Genomic DNA, 15,009 nt, shown 5'->3' on the forward strand with positions numbered 1-15,009 from the left:
CAAAGGCGGAACCAGTCCGCCTTTGGGTCATCGAAGCCTGAATGTTCAGGAGCGATCGTTCTCGTCTTCGTCCTCGTCGTAGTAGTCGCTGAGCTCGATCCAGAGCCCCAGCCCTATCATCACCATGGACCCGAACCAGGTGCCGGTGTTTCCGATCGGACTGCCCAGCACTATCATGGCGAACGACAGGAACCCCATGCCTGCGTAGGCTTGTAATCTGCCGTAGGAGACCTGCATATTCACACCTCCTTGTTGAATATGATTCAATTTTTATATTACTCATCGGGCGGGAGCTGGATAGGGTCAGATCACATTTTGGTTACATATGCTGCATAACAGCCCTATTATTTGATTATTTTTTCGCCTTGAGTATCATTGGCAGCTGAATTGGTTGAAGGTTGATTATTGATGAGTGCTTTATTCTGCGACGCAACTCACGAGTTGGACGCAATCGGGCTTCGTTGCCCGGAACCCGTGACGATAGCGCGCAAGAAAGTGCGGCTGAAGGTTGATTATTAATGAGTAATTTATTCTGCGATGCGACTCACGCGTTGGACGCAATCGGGCTTCGTTGCCCCGAACCCGTGACGATAGCGCGCAAGAAAGTGTGGCTGAAGGTTGATTATTAATGAGTAATTTATTCTGCGATGCGACTCACGAGTTGGACGCAATCGGGCTTCGTTGCCCCGAACCCGTGACGATAGCGCGCAAGAAAGTGCGGCTGAAGGTTGATTATTGATGAGTGCTTTATTCTGCGACGCAACTCATGAGTTGGACGCAATTGGGCTTCGTTGCCCGGAACCCGTGACGATAGCGCGCAAGAAAGTGCGGCTGAAGGTTGATTATTGATGAGTGCTTTATTCTGCGACGCAACTCATGAGTTGGACGCAATTGGGCTTCGTTGCCCGGAACCCGTGATGATGGTGCGCAAGAAAGTGCGGCTGATGGCCGAGGGGGAGACCCTGCTGGTCAGCGCCGACGATCCCTCCACCACCCGCGACATTCCCAGTTTCTGCCGTTTCATGGATCACACCCTGATCGCCAGCGAAATCGAGCAGGCTCCTTACCGCTATCTGATCCGCAAGGGTCAATGATCCCCATGCAGGAAGAGTCCATGACAGCCATTACCCGAATCGGCACCACCCAGCGTTGGTCAGATGTGGTCATCCACAACGGCACCCTCTATGTGGTGGAAGTCCCCGCCACGGATGAAGCCGACATTCACCAGCAGACCCGCGAGGTGTTGACCAGCCTGCAGCGCCTGCTGGAAGCCAACGGCTCCGGGGTCGACAAGATACTGATGGCCAACATCTATCTGAAAGACATCGGCGATATCGCCGCCTTCAACGCCCAGTGGGATGCCTGGCTCCCGGCGGGCACGGCCCCGGTACGCGCCTGCGTGCAGGCTCGCCTCGCCCACGAGGACTACAAGGTCGAGGTGCAGCTGACCGCGGCGGTCTGAGCCGCCCGCCCAGCCTGAGATAGCAAAAGGCCCTGCCAGATTGGCGGGGCCTTTTCGTTACCGGCAACCGGGCGACTTAGGCAGTCGGGGTCAGGGTAATGGTCACACGACGGTTCTGGGCCTTGCCGGCGGCGGTGCTGTTGGTGGCGACCGGTTGATCCGGGCCCACACCACTGGTGGCGATGCGGCTACCGGTCACGCCCTGGCCGATCAGCTGGGCGGCGACGGCGTCGGCGCGCTGGGCGGAGAGCTTCATGTTCAGCTCGCGGGAGCCGGTGCTGTCGGTGTGACCGACCACGTTAAGACGGGTCTTGTCGAACTCGGCAACCACCATGGCCACGCCGGACAGGGTGTTGGCACCGGCCGCCTTCAACTGGGCGCTTGAGCTGTCGAAGGTGACGTTGTTCGGCATGTTGAGGATCAGCTGATCGCCGTTGCGGGTCACGCTGACGCCGGTGCCTTGCAGCTTCTCGCGCAGCTTGGCTTCCTGCACGTCCATGTAGTAGCCGATGCCACCACCCAGCGCCGCGCCGGCGGCGACGCCGGTCAAAATACCCTTCTTGCGATCACCCTTGCTGGATGACAGTGCCCCCACGGCGGCGCCGGTGGCGGCACCGGCCAGTGCACCCCAGGCGCCCTTGGAGGTCTGGGATTCGCCGGTATAGGGATTGGTGGTACAGCCGGTCATGGCGACGGTCAGGGCAAGTGCTGGAACGAGTTTCTTGAAATGCATGGGAAAAAACCTCTGAAAAAACGACTCAAGCCGAACAGTCGCGCATTCTACCTCAGAGGAACGCCAGAGTGTGACGCGCATGCGTCACCGAGATGAACAAGGGGGCCGAAGCCCCCCTGTTCATCAATCCCATCGCCTGCCCACGAGGGCAGCGAATCAATATTTGATGTCGCGGGCCTGGTCGCGCCCTTCCTGCTTGTTGTCGCGGTGTTCCTGGCGGCAATCGGCATTGCCCACCAAACCATTGCGGCAATCTTGCTTGGCGTCGCGGGAATCCTGGCGAGTGTCCTGGCGTACATCGCGAGCCTGACGGCGCTCTTGTGCCTGCTTGGTGGCCTGCGCAGGCAGGGCAGTCAACAAGACGGTGGCGGCAAGCAGCATGAATACGGACTTCTTCATGGTGACTCCTAAAGTGATTGAAACGCAGCGGATCGGCGTCTCTCAATTATACACGGGGCCCGGCGTTGGGCTGGCAAGCCCTGACTATCAATATTTGACGTCACGAGCCTCGTCACGGTTTTCTTGTTTGTTGTCGCGGTTGTCCTGACGACAATCAGCGTTGCCAACCACGCCCTCACGGCACTCCTGCTTGGCGTCACGGGATTCCTGACGACCGTCCTGGCGGATGTCACGGGCATCCTGACGCTGCTCACCCTGATTGGTGGCTTGAGCCGGCACGGCGGCGAACAGGGTGCAAGCGGTCAGCAGGGTGGCGCTCAGGCGAGAGATAGAAATAGTCATGGGGACTCCAATAAATAAGGGTTAATGGCAGGGGGAACGATCCCATCCCGGCCTCAATATTTGATATCGCGTGCCGCTTCGCGCGCATCTTGCTTGTGGTGGCGATGCTCCTGGCGGCAATCGGCGTTGCCAAGGAACTCTTCCTGACGACAGTCGCGCTTCTGTTCGCGAGACTCCTGACGGACTGCCTGGCGCAGATCCCGCGCGTCGCGACGCTGCTGGGCTTGTTCGGTGGCCTGAGCCGGCAGGGCTACCAACAGGGAACAACCAGCCAGCAGGGCAGACAGCAGCGCGCTACGGGCATTATGAGGAGTGACAGTGTTCATATTGAGGCTCCCTGGTTATTCGGGCTGAGGTTGCTGCGGTCCTGGGCGGTGGATCAGTATTTGACGTCGCGGCTCTTCTCACGAGCCCCTTGCTTGACGTCATGCTTGTCCTGACGGCATTCGATGTTGTTCTTCTGATCGGCCTCGCGGCAGTCCTGCGTAGCCTCACGGACTTCGGGACGCACCTCCTGACGCACGTCGCGGGAATCCTGGCGATCGGCCGCCTGGGCAGGCAAGGTCGCCAGCAGGGAACAACCCGCCAGGATCAGGGTGCCGAGGGTACGGTGACGAAATGAGTTCAGTGACATAGGTAAATCCTCGTGATGAATGTCCCAATTTTGAGCAGCAGTTACTGTATGCCGGCTGTACCGAGCGCCGAAAAACGGACCCCTGGTCCTGCTGGCAGGGGGCCTGACAGGGGCCGGCGACGAGATGATCATTCACCAAGCCCAAGGCCCGCATGGAGGCGCAGCAGCCAGGGCTGCCAACCAAGGTAAGACAGAGCCGCTTGAGCGCTTTCACCATTGCGTCAGATCCTGGCGAGATGGCCGCTGGCCTCAAGGCCAGAAAGGAAAAAGGGAGGCTGCTGGCCTCCCTTCTTCTTCCACTCCCGATTTAGCCTTGCTGACAGGCGACGTGACATGGGCAGATGACGAGATGATCGTTCACCATGCCCACCGCCTGCATGAAGGCGTAGCAGATGGTACTGCCGACGAAGGTAAAACCGAGCTTCTTGAGGGCCTTGGCCATGGCATCCGACTCCGGCGAGGTAGCCGGGATATCGCCGTTGCCCTGCCGCTGATTGACGATGGGGACGCCGCCGACGAAGCCCCACAGATAGTCCGCGAAGTCGATGCCCTGCGCCTCCAGTGCCAGATAGGCGCGAGCGTTTTTGATGATCGACTGCACCTTGAGGCGATTGCGGATGATGCCTTTGTCCTGCATCAGCCGCGCCACATCCTGCTCGTCGAACCGGACAATGAGGGTGGGATCGAAGCCGGCATAGGCGCGGTAGTAACTGTCGGTGCGTTTGAGAATGGTGATCCAGGAGAGCCCCGCCTGCTGGCCATCGAGGCAGAGCTTGGCAAACAACTCGCGCGGATCACGCACCGGCCGCCCCCACTGCTTGTCATGGTATTCGATGTATTCCGGGTCCTTGGTCACCCAGGCGCAGCGCAGTTCCATTCCTCGTCTCCTGTTATTTCTCTCTGTCCGACTCTCTGTCCGACAAGGGGATTTCATCGGCCACATGACGGGGCTTTCATCCCGGGCCGACCAGGCCCGGCGCAGCGCCACCCCATGAATCCCCTACAATTTCGCCTATTATCCGACCATGCCAGACGGTATACTCCTTCGGTTCACATTCAGCAAATCTTGCTCTGATTTCACTTCGCGCGAAAAACACTATGCAAAAATTCGATGTCAAAACCTTTCAGGGCCTGATCCTGCAGCTGCAGGACTATTGGTCCCGCCAGGGCTGTACCATCATCCAGCCGCTGGATATGGAAGTGGGTGCCGGTACCTCCCACCCCATGACCTGCCTGCGCGCCCTGGGCCCGGAGCCCATCGCCTGCGCCTACGTGCAACCGTCCCGCCGTCCCACCGACGGCCGCTACGGTGAGAACCCGAACCGCCTGCAGCACTACTACCAGTTCCAGGTGATCATCAAGCCTTCCCCCGACAACATTCAGGAACTCTATCTCGGCTCTTTGAAAGAGCTGGGCATGGATCCCGAGATCCACGACATCCGCTTCGTGGAAGACAACTGGGAAAACCCGACGCTGGGCGCCTGGGGTCTGGGCTGGGAAGTCTGGCTCAACGGCATGGAAGTGACTCAGTTCACCTACTTCCAGCAGGTTGGCGGCCTGGAGTGCAAGCCGGTGACCGGCGAGATCACCTATGGTCTCGAGCGTCTGGCCATGTACATCCAGGGCGTGGACAGCGTCTATGACCTGGTCTGGTCCGATGGCCCCCTGGGCAAGACCACCTACGGCGACGTCTTCCACCAGAACGAGGTGGAGCAATCCACCTACAACTTCGAGCACGCCGACGTGGACTTCCTGTTCCATTGCTTCGAGCAGTACGAGAAGGAAGCCCAGCATCTGCTGGCACTGGAAAAACCGCTGCCCCTGCCCGCCTACGAGCGCATTCTGAAAGCCGCCCACTCCTTCAACCTGCTGGATGCCCGCAAGGCCATCTCGGTCACCGAGCGTCAGCGCTACATACTGCGCATTCGCACCCTGACCAAGGCCGTGGCCGAGGCTTACTACGCCTCCCGCGAGGCGCTGGGCTTCCCGATGTGCCAGCGCAGCGACGAAGAGCGTCAGCGCACTGAGAACAAGCAAGGTTAAGGAACGGACATGGCACAACATACATTTCTGGTAGAGATCGGCACCGCCGAGCTGCCACCCAAGGCCCTTCGCTCCCTGGCCGAAGCCTTTGCCGACAACTTCAAGGCCGAGCTGACCAAGGCCGATCTGGCCTTCGGCGACGTCGAGTGGTTCGCCTCACCGCGCCGTCTGGCGCTCAAGGTGAGCAACCTGGCCGGCGAGCAGCCGAGCAAGAGCGTCGAGAAGCGCGGCCCGGCCGTCTCCCAGGCGTTCGATGCCGAAGGCAAGCCGACCAAGGCCGCCGAAGGCTGGGCCCGTGGCAACGGCATCACCGTCGAGCAGGCCGAGCGTCTGGTCACCGACAAAGGCGAGTGGCTGGTTCACACCGCCAAGGTTGAAGGTCGTCCGGCGCGCGAGCTGCTGGGTGAGCTTGTAGCTTCATCTCTGGCCAAGCTGCCCATCCCCAAGATGATGCGCTGGGGCGACAAGACCATCCAGTTCGTGCGTCCGGTCTTCACCGTGACCCTGCTGCTGGACGGCGATCTCGTGCCTGCCCACATCCTGGGGATCGACTCTGCCCGCACCATCCGCGGTCACCGCTTTATGGGCGAGCCCGAGTTCCAAATCGACAACGCCGGCCAGTACCCGCAGATCCTGCTGGAAAAAGGCAAAGTGGTTGCCGACTTCATGGCGCGCAAGGCCAAGATCAAGGCTGACGTCGAAGCGGCCGCCGCCGCCTTCGGTGGCGTCGCCGATCTGGACGACGCCCTGCTGGAAGAAGTCACCGCCCTGGTCGAATGGCCTGTGGTGCTGACCGCCAACTTCGAAGAGAAGTTCCTGGCGGTACCGGCCGAGGCGCTGGTGCACACCATGAAGGGTGACCAGAAGTACTTCCCGGTCTACGACAAGAGCGGCAAGCTGCTGCCGAAGTTCATCTTCGTCACCAACATCGAGTCCAAGGACCCGAGCCAGATCATCAGCGGCAACGAGAAGGTGGTGCGCCCCCGTCTGTCTGACGCCGAGTTCTTCTTCAAGACCGACCTCAAGCAGAGCCTGGCCTCCCGCCTACCGCGCCTCGAAACCGTGCTGTTCCAGCAACAGCTCGGCACCGTCAAGGCCAAGGTCGAGCGCATCGAGACCGTCGCCGGCTTTATCGCCGAGCGCATCGGTGCCAACGTGGCTCAGGCCAAGCGTGCCGGCCTGCTCTCCAAGTGCGATCTCATGACCAACATGGTCGGCGAGTTCGCCAGCACCCAGGGTGTCATGGGGATGCACTACGCCCGTCACGACGGCGAAGACGAAGTGGTGGCCGTGGCCCTGAACGAGCAGTACATGCCGCGCTTCGCCGGTGATGCCCTGCCGTCCGCGCTGGAAGCCTGCGCCGTGGCGCTGGCCGACAAGCTCGACACCCTGGCCGGTATCTTCGGCATCGGCATGCTGCCCAAAGGCGACAAGGATCCCTTCGCCCTGCGCCGCGCCGCCATCGGTGCCTTGCGCATCATGACCGAGAAGCAGCTGGATCTGGATCTGGTTGAACTGGTGGAAGAAGCGGTTCGCGTCTACGGCGACAAGCTGACCAACAAAACCGTCGTCACCGACGTGGTCGACTTCATGCTGGGCCGCTTCCGCGCCGCCTATCAGGACGAAGGCATAGGTGCCGACGTGGTGCTGGCCGTGCTGGCCCGCCGCCCGACCCGTCCGCTGGACTTCGATCGTCGCGTCAAGGCCGTCAGCCACTTCCGCAGCCTGGATGCCGCACTGGCACTGGCTGCCGCCAACAAGCGCGTCAGCAACATCCTGGCCAAGGTGGAAGGCGAGCTGCCGACCGTCGTCAAGCCGGAACTGCTGGTCGATGCCGCCGAGAAGGCGCTGGCCACCCAGGTTGCTGCACTGCAAGCCGAACTGGCACCGCTGTTCGCGGCCGGTGACTATCAGGCTGCCCTCACCCGTCTGGCCGCCCTGCGCGAGCCGGTCGACACCTTCTTCAACGAGGTGATGGTGATGGCAGAAGACGAGGCCCTCAAGGCCAACCGTCTGGCGCTGCTAAACAACCTGCGCAACCTGTTCCTGCAAGTGGCGGATATCTCGCTGCTGCAGTGATTTTGGTTAGATTGAACTCTATAAAATAGGCGCCCAAGGGCGCCTATTTTTTGGAATCGAACTAAAAATTTAAATAATCATGGTTTTATGTCCGCCTATACCAATCCAATAATAATATGTAAACCAGATTTCCTTAATTTTAGAACTACGAACTAGCACTACAAAAAATCATCTTTCTATGTATTTATCAAAAATACTAACCGCTTGCATCTCAGTCAATATTTTACCGCAATAATTAGCAACCCCATAAATAACCAACAATTTTACAATAACATCATTGATCTCTTCTTGATTCGTAGGTGTTGATATTTCTTTAGCTATTAGAAACTGCCTTTTTAATCTTTCAAATTCTAATGTGTGTAACTCAGAGACGTGGGAAAACTCATCTATAAGTTGCTTTAAATCAAGCGGAGCTGTTTCTATATACACACTTAAATATTTAGCAACAAACCTTTTTATTTCACCTTGTTCATTTTGTTCTGACAAGGATAAACCTGCGAAGAAACCAAAACCCTCATTGATATTCAATATTGCCTTATCAAATAAATCATACTTGGATTTATGAAAATCAAATATTCGCTCATGGGCTCTAAACTTATTACTTTCAACAATCTCCTTTACCTTTATTTTAAATTGAAATTTTGCTGTAAAGTAGGCTGCTAATGCAGTAATTATAGCAGGGCCTAATATTTTAACCGACTCCAAAGCAACATCTTGCCAACTCGCCCCCATAGTCCTCTCATCCTTTTAATTTATAAAAATCATTATGAAAATACCGCATGGTTATCAAGAGATCTATATCAACATCATAATTTACGTTAAAAAACATCATTGCAACTTTTAAAATATCTATTTGCCATAATATTAAGGAAGACGGAAACCGCTGAGAATAGGCAGAAAAACTTGAGGTTTGATTCGTGAGGCCTAATCGGATATTCGAGACATTAGAATCGAATCTCATACCAAGGGAGCATGCCGAGCTGCGACCCCATTGGCTTTTATTGGCATTATGACACCCTGTGGCTACTGAGCCGTTAGCAAGAAACGATGGTTTTTCCGCCCTCTCATTCAGCTCCAGTCAATATCAAAAACCCATACATTGATATAATAGTGCCGTATGTATCATTCCAGCGAGGATAATAGTGCCTAGTCAGCACTATCGTTCAATTCAAAAGGGTGATACATCTCAAAAAAACAGATAATACCGCTATTCAGTTGGCGATTTTTATTTGACAAGAAACATTAATATCAAAGCTGACACAATAAATAAACATATTGGCCATATCTGCAATCTGTATCACGTTAAAGGACATCTGTATGAAGCGTCACCTTGTCGTGCTTGGCACCATGCTCGTACTGAGCGCCTGCTCTTCGACTCCCGACAGTGAATATATGAAAGAGGGCGCCTCCGAGGCCCAGAGAACGGATGCCCTGTCCGAATGCCAATATCAGGTGAAGCTCAACAAGATCGAGGATGAGGAGCAGGAAGAGTTGATCAACCTGTGCATGCAAGGCAAAGGCTTCCGCCTGACCGCCATCGAGTAATCCGCTGCCGCGATCACCGTCTTGTCGCAATAAGAAGCCCCCATGATGACCATCATCGGGGCTTTTTTCCATCAGGCTTGAGGGTGACCACTGCCAGCCAAATCTGTATACCCGCCTTTTCCGTGTACAATCCCTCACTCGTTCCAGCCTCTTTGACCCGACGGCGACCCCATGAACCGTACGCCCCTGTTGTTGATGATCTGCACCACCCTGTTGGCGGCTGCCGGCTGGTTCTTCTCCAAGGAGGCGATCCGCGAACTGCCCCCCGCCGCCTTTATCGGCAGTCGCTTCCTGCTGGCGGCCCTGATCCTGTTGCCCCTTGCCATCTTGTACGAACCCAGGCCCAGCCGCGCCCAGCTGCTGCGTGCCCTGGGTTGCGGCTCCTTGCTCGGCCTCAACCTGCTGCTCTGGGTGACCGCCATCAGCCAGAGCGACGCCCTCGGCAGCGGCGCCTTTATCATGAGCGTCGCCACCCTGATGGCGCCACTGGCCGCCTGGGCCGGCTTCAAGACCCGCCCCGGCCGCCACTACTGGACCACACTTCCCCTGGCCGTGGCAGGTCTGCTGCTGCTCTCGAGCGGCACCGACTGGGGCGTCTCCCGCTCCCTGCTCTGGTTCCTGGCCGCCGCCATGGCGCTCGGCACCCAGCTCGCGGTCCATCGCCACTTCGCCCAGTCGATCCCGCCGCGCTGGCTCACCTGCATCCAGCTGGCCATGACGGGCCTGATCGGTACCACGCTGTCCCTGCTGACCGAGAGCTGGCCACCCCTGGTCAGCACCAGCACCTGGGGCTGGTTCGCCGCCAGCGTGCTGCTCGCCACCACCTTGCGCTACCTGCTGCTGACCCTGGCCCTGAGCAAGATGACCACCACCCACGCGGCCCTGTTGATGCTGCTCGAACCCGTCTGGACCCTGATGCTCAGCACCCTCTGCTATGGGGAGGCCCTCGGCGGCGCCAAGCTGGCCGGTGCCGGGCTGGTGCTCGGGGCCCTGGTGCTCTATCAGCTGCCCCTGCTGCGCAGCGGCGCACGGCTGCCGGCGAAGGGGCGCGGCACCGATTAGCCCCTAGGTTCGATTGGCGCAGCATCATCGAATCGATGCCAAGCTATCGCGACGCCGCCCCTTGCAGAGGCTGCGCCATGTCGGGGATGGGCATCGGCGATGGCCGCTGTTAGGGTATGGCCATTCATGTGATAGACGAGCGAGACGTTATGCACCGCAAGACCCTGGCCCTGCTGCTGGCCACCCATCTACTGGTCGGGGGGATTGGCTTTGCCGCCGGCATCTATCTGCTGCCGATCCTGATAGCGCCACCCGCCCCGAGTGGCGAGCAGGTGGCGGCCAGCCAGGCGCAGGCGACCTATCAAGGCACCTTCAAGCGGGACTTGAAAGACAGCGATCGGCTGCATTGGGGTGAGGGGCGGGTGAGCATAGGGCCTGACGCCATCGGCCTGATGGGCCAGCTGGCGCCTGGGCCCGACTATCAGCTCTATCTGTCGCCGACCTTCGTGGAGACGGAGGCGGACTTCGCCCGCCTGAAGCCGCAGATGGTACATATCGGGCCGGTGAAGACCTTCGACAACTTTATCGTGCCGCTGCCGACCAATATGGATCCATCTGACTACAACAGCGTGATCATCTGGTGCGAGACGTTCGGACAATTCATTACCGCTGCCCAGTATCAAAAAAACTGATCATGCTGACTAGCGGCGTGACCAGGGCAGCATAAAGCATTAAAACCAACAAAAACGGCGCCCGCAGGCGCCGTTTTGCTATTTCCCCGACTCGATACAGAGGCTGAAAATCATCTTCTTCAGCCGGTATAGGCGGGCAACCAACCCACCATGTTGAGCAGGTGGAAGACGGCGGTCAGCACCCCGAACAGGATCACCAGGGCGATCATCAGCACCCCGCCCGGGGCGCGGAAGCCTTCGCCCTTGTCACCCTGGGCCGAACGCACCTTCCAGGCCAGCAGGGGCGGAATGATGCAGGTCCAGAGGGTGGCCACGGCGCCGGCATAGCCGATGGCGACCAGGAAGCCGAACGGGAACAGCAGGGAGAGCAGCAGCGGCGGCAGGAAGGTCAGGGCCCAGGACTTGGTGCGGCCGCTGCGGTCGTTGTCGAATTTGAACAGATCCGCCAGGTAGTCGAACACCCCGAGCCCCACCCCGATAAAGGAGGAGAGGATGGCCGCCATGGAGAAGGCGTTGAGGGCATTCGCCACCGCCTCGGATTCGATCACCGAGCCCAGCGCGGTGAGCAGGGCATCCACGTTGCCACCCTGCTCGATCACCGGGCCGAAGGCGCTGCGCGGCAGGTTGCCGAACACGCTGGCCAGCCAGATGAGGTAGAAGGCGAGCGCGATCACGGTGCCGCCCAGGATGGCGCGACTGGCGCGGCGCTCCTCGCCGTAGTAGGCGCGCATGGATGACACCGAATGGTGATAACCGAAGGAGGTGAGCGCCACCGGCAGCATCACCAGGGCATAGGGGGCGTAGCTGTGCTCGGCACCGACCCTGTCGAGCAGCAGATCCAGGCGGATGTTCATGGACATGCCCGAGATGCCGAAGGCGAAGCTCAGCCCCATCAGGATCACCAGCAGGATAGAGATGCGGTCCACCGCCCGGGTGGAGTGCCACACCACGAAGGAGAAGCCCAGGGTGAAGAGCACCGAGGCCCACTGGCTGCCGAGCCCGGTCATCCCCTCTATGATGAGGCCCGCCGAGGTGATGTAGGCGTAGAGCAGGATGCCGCCGACGAAATAGACGCTTAAGTTGTTGAGGGCGTTGACCTTGTTCCCCAGCAGATCCCGGGTCACGGTATCGAAGGAGACGCGCAATGGGTAGCCCCGATAGGACTCCAGCAGCATCCAGCCGGAGACGGTCATCACCACCATGGTCAGCGCCACCGCGAGCATGGACCAGAGGGACCAGGCACCCGCCCCCGCACTCGGCAGCCCCAGCATGCCAGCTCCCACGCAGACGCCGGCAATGATGCATGCCCCGCCCACCAACGATGGTTTATGTTCCATTTACTTCCCCAAAGACGATTGTTGATCTGGTCGCGACCGCGGACCGTTGCATCTGCTACGCCGGTTGTCATCGTAAGATCGCGCTCATCTGTACTATCGGTGCCCAGCCGCTTGCTGCTGCGTCGGCGGCAGAAGCTGTGCTATCGGTGCCCAGCCGCTTGCTGCTGCATCGGCGGCAGAAGCTGTGCTATCGGTGCCCAGCCGCTTGCTGCTGCGTCGGCGGCAGAAGCTGTGCTATCGGTGCCCAGCCGCTTGCTGCTGCATCGGCGGCAGAAGCTGTGCTATCGGCGCCCAGCCGCTTGCTGCTGCATCGGCGGCAGAAGCTGTGCTATCGGCGCCCAGCCGCTTGCTGCTGCATCGGCGGCAGAAGCTGTGCTATCGGCGCCCAGCCGCTTGCTGCTGCGTCGGCGGCAGAAGCTGTGCTATCGGCGCCCTGGCCGCTTGCTGCTACGTCAGCGAGGCAAGACGTGGCTGAGGCTAGCTACCGATCCCAACATGGCAGCAAGGCCGCCATTTTGGGGGTGTGACTTTACCCTGCTCACCCCCGGGTATCAAATGTTGGTGTCATTGCCCATGGCGCTATCTCTGGCGAACGGCCCCGTCTGCGGGAGGTGCGGCACTATACTCAAGCCGGTTTTCACGGCAAGGAGCCACCCCATGGACAGGAAGTTCGTCATCAGTGCCCTCTGCTATGCCCTGCTCGGCATGGTGCTCGGCATCTATATGGCCGCCAGCAAGGATCACAGCCAGTTCGTGACCCATGCCCACATCATGCTGGTCGGTTTCGTGGTCTCGTTTATCTATGCGCTCTGCCACCGATTGTGGCTCGGCAACCCAAGCGGGCGGCTGGCGTGCATCCAGTTCTACCTGCACCAGCTGGGGGCGCTGGTGATGTCGGTCGGGCTCTACCTGCTCTATGGCCGGCTGTTGCCAGCGGAGCGGCTCGATCCCCTGCTCGCCCTCTCCTCCCTGGCGGTGCTGATCGCCATGGGGATCATGCTGGCCCTGTTTATGCGGCGCCAACCCCTAACGCAGCCATAAGAAAACGGCGCCCGAGGGCGCCGTTTTTTACGATGAGATCTGCCGGGTATCCGACCCCTTATTCGGGGCTGCCATTTAGCAGCAGAAGAGCACGAAATATTTATCTCTGGCGAAATAAATCACTGCCGCCACTCTCAATCACATCATTCGCAACCTGGTGAGCAACAGGGCACAGAACAATCCCAGCCCCCGACTGATCATGCCTCTACCAGTTTCTCTTGTTTCTTGCCGCTCGTCTGAACGCCCTGCTCCACCTCTTTCAGCCTGGCGGTAAAGTGGCGCAGCACCGCCGGCTCATAAATAAAGTCGAGCCCCTTCACGTTCCTGGCGTTCTTCTTCACCTCGCCGAAGGCCTCGATGACGAAGTCCATGTGGGTTTGGGTATAAGTCGCGCGCGGTATGGTGAGGCGCAGCAGCTCCGCCGGGCAGGGATGCTGCTTGCCGGTAGCGGGATCCCGCCCCAGCAGCAGGGAACCGATCTCCACCGCCCGGATGCCCGCCACCTTGTACAGCTCGCACGCCAGGGCGTGGGCCGGGAACTGATCCGCCGGGATATGGGGCAGCAGCTTGCCTGCGTCCACGAAGGCCGCGTGGCCTCCCGCCTGCTGGCACACCACGCCGATCGCCTCGAGGCCATTCACCAGGTACTGCACCTGACCGATGCGGTAGGCCAGCCAGTCCTGGCGCATGCCGTCGCGCAGGCCGACCGCGAGCCGCTCCATGGCCCCCCCTTCCAGGCCGCCGTAGGTCGGGAAGCCCTCCTGCACCACGCACAGGGTGCGGCACTCGGTGTAGACGTCCAGCATGCTGTCGTCCTTGAAGCAGAGCAGGCCCCCCATCTGCACCATGGCATCCTTCTTGGCTGACATGGCAAGGCCGTCCGCGTACTGGTAGGACTCCATGGTGATCGCCTCTATGCTCCAGTCCGCGTAGCCGGGCTCGCGCTGCTGGATGAAGTAGGCGTTCTCCGCGAAGCGGGCCGAATCCATGATCACCGGAATGTCGTATTTGCGGGCGATGGCATAGACCGCCTTCAGGTTGGCGATGGAGACCGGCTGGCCGCCGGCGGAGTTGCAGGTGATGGTGCTGACGATGTAGGGCACGTTGGCTGGGCCCGCCTCCAGGATGGCCTCCTCCAGCTTGACCAGATCGAAGTTGCCCTTGAAGTCGGCGGTGACCGAGGTGTCGAACGCCTCCTTGGTGTAGACGTTCTTGGCGACGCAGCAGTTGATCTGGGTGTGACCCTGGGTGGTGTCGAAGAAGTAGTTGGACAGCGCCACCATCTTCTTGCGATCCAGCCCCTTCTCCTGCTCCCGCTTCTTGATCAGCACGGGGATGTAGATCTGCTCGGCGCCGCGCCCCTGGTGGGTGGGGATGGTGAGGGAATAGCCGAAGATCTCCTGCACCGCCTGCTGCAGGGCGTAGTAGCTGCGGCTGCCGCTGTAGGCCTCGTCACCGCGCAGCATGGCGGCCTGCATGTTCTGGGTGATGGCGCCGGTGCCGCTGTCGGTCAGCAAGTCGATGAAGACATCCTCGCTGTCCAGCAGGAAGGGGTTCATACCTGCCCGGACTATGGCCTCGTCCCGGTAGGCACGGGTGGTGCGCTTGACCGGCTCGATGACACGAATACGGAACGGCTCGGGAAGATGCTTGAAGTTTTCCATAATATAAACACCCAACTTTAAATATTCAGGATGAGT

General features: G+C 59.4%; 18 protein-coding genes and 5 pseudogenes. 12 read left to right on the forward strand and 11 right to left on the reverse strand.

Annotated features, from left to right (window positions below; translation table 11 throughout):
• Positions 1 to 45 precede the first annotated feature (45 nt).
• Positions 46 to 237 carry a hypothetical protein gene (locus MM194_RS15300; protein WP_033132548.1) on the reverse strand — a complete coding sequence of 64 codons (192 nt, stop codon included), beginning with the start codon at positions 235 to 237 and terminating at the stop codon, positions 46 to 48.
• A 171-nt stretch (positions 238 to 408) separates the two neighbouring features.
• Between MM194_RS15300 and MM194_RS15305 the strand changes: the two are divergent.
• From MM194_RS15305 to MM194_RS15330, 6 genes and pseudogenes are all read left to right on the forward strand, one after another.
• A pseudogene (locus MM194_RS15305) lies at positions 409 to 504 on the forward strand (sulfurtransferase TusA); the annotation flags it as partial.
• 14 nt (positions 505 to 518) lie between these two features.
• Positions 519 to 614 (forward strand): annotated as a pseudogene (locus MM194_RS15310) (sulfurtransferase TusA); the annotation flags it as partial.
• Between the two features lie 14 nt (positions 615 to 628).
• Positions 629 to 724 (forward strand): annotated as a pseudogene (locus MM194_RS15315) (sulfurtransferase TusA); the annotation flags it as partial.
• Positions 725 to 738: 14 nt separating this feature from the next.
• Positions 739 to 834: pseudogene (locus MM194_RS15320) on the forward strand (sulfurtransferase TusA); the annotation flags it as partial.
• A gap of 14 nt (positions 835 to 848) precedes the next feature.
• Entirely contained in the window at positions 849 to 1,094 is a 246-nt protein-coding gene (gene tusA / locus MM194_RS15325; RefSeq protein WP_241344036.1) for a sulfurtransferase TusA, read from the forward strand.
• Between the two features lie 20 nt (positions 1,095 to 1,114).
• Positions 1,115 to 1,462 carry a RidA family protein gene (locus MM194_RS15330; RefSeq protein ID WP_033132564.1) on the forward strand — a complete coding sequence of 116 codons (348 nt, stop codon included), beginning with the start codon at positions 1,115 to 1,117 and terminating at the stop codon, positions 1,460 to 1,462.
• A 76-nt stretch (positions 1,463 to 1,538) separates the two neighbouring features.
• On the opposite strand, the gene MM194_RS15335 is transcribed toward MM194_RS15330, so the two are convergent.
• The 7 genes and pseudogenes from MM194_RS15335 to MM194_RS15365 all read right to left on the reverse strand — a co-directional run bounded on the left by MM194_RS15335 (position 1,539) and on the right by MM194_RS15365 (position 4,447).
• The gene (locus tag MM194_RS15335; protein WP_033132546.1) at positions 1,539 to 2,195 is read right to left on the reverse strand and encodes an OmpA family lipoprotein; all 657 of its coding nucleotides are present in this window, start codon (positions 2,193 to 2,195) and stop codon (positions 1,539 to 1,541) included.
• A 156-nt stretch (positions 2,196 to 2,351) separates the two neighbouring features.
• Entirely contained in the window at positions 2,352 to 2,594 is a 243-nt protein-coding gene (locus MM194_RS15340; protein WP_033132545.1) for a hypothetical protein, read from the reverse strand.
• Positions 2,595 to 2,681: 87 nt separating this feature from the next.
• A complete protein-coding gene (locus tag MM194_RS15345) occupies positions 2,682 to 2,936 on the reverse strand; it encodes a hypothetical protein (RefSeq protein WP_033132544.1) in 255 nt (84 codons plus the stop codon).
• Between the two features lie 53 nt (positions 2,937 to 2,989).
• On the reverse strand, positions 2,990 to 3,262 hold the full coding sequence (locus MM194_RS15350; protein WP_241344037.1) for a hypothetical protein: 273 nt from the start codon (positions 3,260 to 3,262) through the stop codon (positions 2,990 to 2,992).
• A 53-nt stretch (positions 3,263 to 3,315) separates the two neighbouring features.
• Positions 3,316 to 3,570 carry a hypothetical protein gene (locus MM194_RS15355; protein ID WP_052101240.1) on the reverse strand — a complete coding sequence of 85 codons (255 nt, stop codon included), beginning with the start codon at positions 3,568 to 3,570 and terminating at the stop codon, positions 3,316 to 3,318.
• 88 nt (positions 3,571 to 3,658) lie between these two features.
• Positions 3,659 to 3,811 (reverse strand): annotated as a pseudogene (locus tag MM194_RS22040) (DNA-3-methyladenine glycosylase I); the annotation flags it as partial.
• A 66-nt stretch (positions 3,812 to 3,877) separates the two neighbouring features.
• A complete protein-coding gene (locus MM194_RS15365; protein WP_241344038.1) occupies positions 3,878 to 4,447 on the reverse strand; it encodes a DNA-3-methyladenine glycosylase I in 570 nt (189 codons plus the stop codon).
• A 221-nt stretch (positions 4,448 to 4,668) separates the two neighbouring features.
• Between MM194_RS15365 and glyQ the strand changes: the two genes are divergently transcribed.
• Both glyQ and glyS read left to right on the forward strand, forming a co-directional pair.
• A complete protein-coding gene (gene glyQ, locus MM194_RS15370) occupies positions 4,669 to 5,613 on the forward strand; it encodes a glycine--tRNA ligase subunit alpha (RefSeq protein WP_241344039.1) in 945 nt (314 codons plus the stop codon).
• A 9-nt stretch (positions 5,614 to 5,622) separates the two neighbouring features.
• On the forward strand, positions 5,623 to 7,692 hold the full coding sequence (glyS, locus tag MM194_RS15375; protein ID WP_241344040.1) for a glycine--tRNA ligase subunit beta: 2,070 nt from the start codon (positions 5,623 to 5,625) through the stop codon (positions 7,690 to 7,692).
• Positions 7,693 to 7,860: 168 nt separating this feature from the next.
• Here glyS and MM194_RS15380 read toward each other — a convergent pair whose 3' ends face one another.
• Positions 7,861 to 8,424, reverse strand: a complete 564-nt coding sequence (locus MM194_RS15380) for a hypothetical protein (protein ID WP_241344041.1) — start codon at positions 8,422 to 8,424, stop codon at positions 7,861 to 7,863.
• A gap of 585 nt (positions 8,425 to 9,009) precedes the next feature.
• On the opposite strand from MM194_RS15380, the gene MM194_RS15385 reads away from it, so the two are divergent.
• The 3 genes from MM194_RS15385 (at position 9,010) to MM194_RS15395 (ending at position 10,931) form a co-directional block, all read left to right on the forward strand.
• Positions 9,010 to 9,237, forward strand: a complete 228-nt coding sequence (locus MM194_RS15385; protein ID WP_033132538.1) for a lipoprotein — start codon at positions 9,010 to 9,012, stop codon at positions 9,235 to 9,237.
• A 171-nt stretch (positions 9,238 to 9,408) separates the two neighbouring features.
• Positions 9,409 to 10,299 (forward strand): DMT family transporter, encoded by an 891-nt coding sequence (locus MM194_RS15390; RefSeq protein WP_241344042.1) that lies wholly within the window; start codon positions 9,409 to 9,411, stop codon positions 10,297 to 10,299.
• A gap of 149 nt (positions 10,300 to 10,448) precedes the next feature.
• Positions 10,449 to 10,931 carry a DM13 domain-containing protein gene (locus tag MM194_RS15395; protein WP_241344043.1) on the forward strand — a complete coding sequence of 161 codons (483 nt, stop codon included), beginning with the start codon at positions 10,449 to 10,451 and terminating at the stop codon, positions 10,929 to 10,931.
• Positions 10,932 to 11,050: 119 nt separating this feature from the next.
• On the opposite strand, the gene MM194_RS15400 is transcribed toward MM194_RS15395, so the two are convergent.
• Positions 11,051 to 12,268 (reverse strand): aromatic amino acid transporter, encoded by a 1,218-nt coding sequence (locus MM194_RS15400; RefSeq protein WP_033132535.1) that lies wholly within the window; start codon positions 12,266 to 12,268, stop codon positions 11,051 to 11,053.
• A gap of 657 nt (positions 12,269 to 12,925) precedes the next feature.
• Here MM194_RS15400 and MM194_RS15405 point away from each other — a divergent pair.
• A complete protein-coding gene (locus MM194_RS15405) occupies positions 12,926 to 13,309 on the forward strand; it encodes a hypothetical protein (protein ID WP_033132534.1) in 384 nt (127 codons plus the stop codon).
• 197 nt (positions 13,310 to 13,506) lie between these two features.
• Here the strand turns inward: MM194_RS15405 and tnaA are convergent, their stop codons facing one another.
• Positions 13,507 to 14,973: a tryptophanase gene (tnaA, locus tag MM194_RS15410; RefSeq protein WP_241344044.1), complete on the reverse strand. Its 1,467-nt coding sequence runs from the start codon at positions 14,971 to 14,973 to the stop codon at positions 13,507 to 13,509.
• Positions 14,974 to 15,009: the final 36 nt, after the last annotated feature.

The sequence above is a fragment of the Aeromonas sp. MR16 genome (assembly GCF_022549315.1).
GTDB classification, from domain to species: Bacteria; Pseudomonadota; Gammaproteobacteria; order Enterobacterales; family Aeromonadaceae; genus Aeromonas; species Aeromonas aquatica.

Bases quoted from the DNA above. Each gene is read 5' to 3' on its own strand.
- tnaA (WP_241344044.1), bottom strand. From the start codon at position 14,973: ATGGAAAACTTCAAGCATCTTCCCGAGCCGTTCCGTATTCGTGTCATC.
- MM194_RS15300 (WP_033132548.1), bottom strand. From the start codon at position 237: ATGCAGGTCTCCTACGGCAGATTACAAGCCTACGCAGGCATGGGGTTC.
- MM194_RS15355 (WP_052101240.1), bottom strand. From the start codon at position 3,570: ATGTCACTGAACTCATTTCGTCACCGTACCCTCGGCACCCTGATCCTG.
- MM194_RS15335 (WP_033132546.1), bottom strand. From the start codon at position 2,195: ATGCATTTCAAGAAACTCGTTCCAGCACTTGCCCTGACCGTCGCCATG.
- glyQ (WP_241344039.1), top strand. From the start codon at position 4,669: ATGCAAAAATTCGATGTCAAAACCTTTCAGGGCCTGATCCTGCAGCTG.
- MM194_RS15390 (WP_241344042.1), top strand. From the start codon at position 9,409: ATGAACCGTACGCCCCTGTTGTTGATGATCTGCACCACCCTGTTGGCG.
- glyS (WP_241344040.1), top strand. From the start codon at position 5,623: ATGGCACAACATACATTTCTGGTAGAGATCGGCACCGCCGAGCTGCCA.
- MM194_RS15340 (WP_033132545.1), bottom strand. From the start codon at position 2,594: ATGAAGAAGTCCGTATTCATGCTGCTTGCCGCCACCGTCTTGTTGACT.
- MM194_RS15330 (WP_033132564.1), top strand. From the start codon at position 1,115: ATGACAGCCATTACCCGAATCGGCACCACCCAGCGTTGGTCAGATGTG.
- MM194_RS15400 (WP_033132535.1), bottom strand. From the start codon at position 12,268: ATGGAACATAAACCATCGTTGGTGGGCGGGGCATGCATCATTGCCGGC.
- MM194_RS15365 (WP_241344038.1), bottom strand. From the start codon at position 4,447: ATGGAACTGCGCTGCGCCTGGGTGACCAAGGACCCGGAATACATCGAA.
- tusA (WP_241344036.1), top strand. From the start codon at position 849: ATGAGTGCTTTATTCTGCGACGCAACTCATGAGTTGGACGCAATTGGG.
- MM194_RS15405 (WP_033132534.1), top strand. From the start codon at position 12,926: ATGGACAGGAAGTTCGTCATCAGTGCCCTCTGCTATGCCCTGCTCGGC.
- MM194_RS15385 (WP_033132538.1), top strand. From the start codon at position 9,010: ATGAAGCGTCACCTTGTCGTGCTTGGCACCATGCTCGTACTGAGCGCC.
- MM194_RS15395 (WP_241344043.1), top strand. From the start codon at position 10,449: ATGCACCGCAAGACCCTGGCCCTGCTGCTGGCCACCCATCTACTGGTC.
- MM194_RS15350 (WP_241344037.1), bottom strand. From the start codon at position 3,262: ATGAACACTGTCACTCCTCATAATGCCCGTAGCGCGCTGCTGTCTGCC.
- MM194_RS15345 (WP_033132544.1), bottom strand. From the start codon at position 2,936: ATGACTATTTCTATCTCTCGCCTGAGCGCCACCCTGCTGACCGCTTGC.
- MM194_RS15380 (WP_241344041.1), bottom strand. From the start codon at position 8,424: ATGGGGGCGAGTTGGCAAGATGTTGCTTTGGAGTCGGTTAAAATATTA.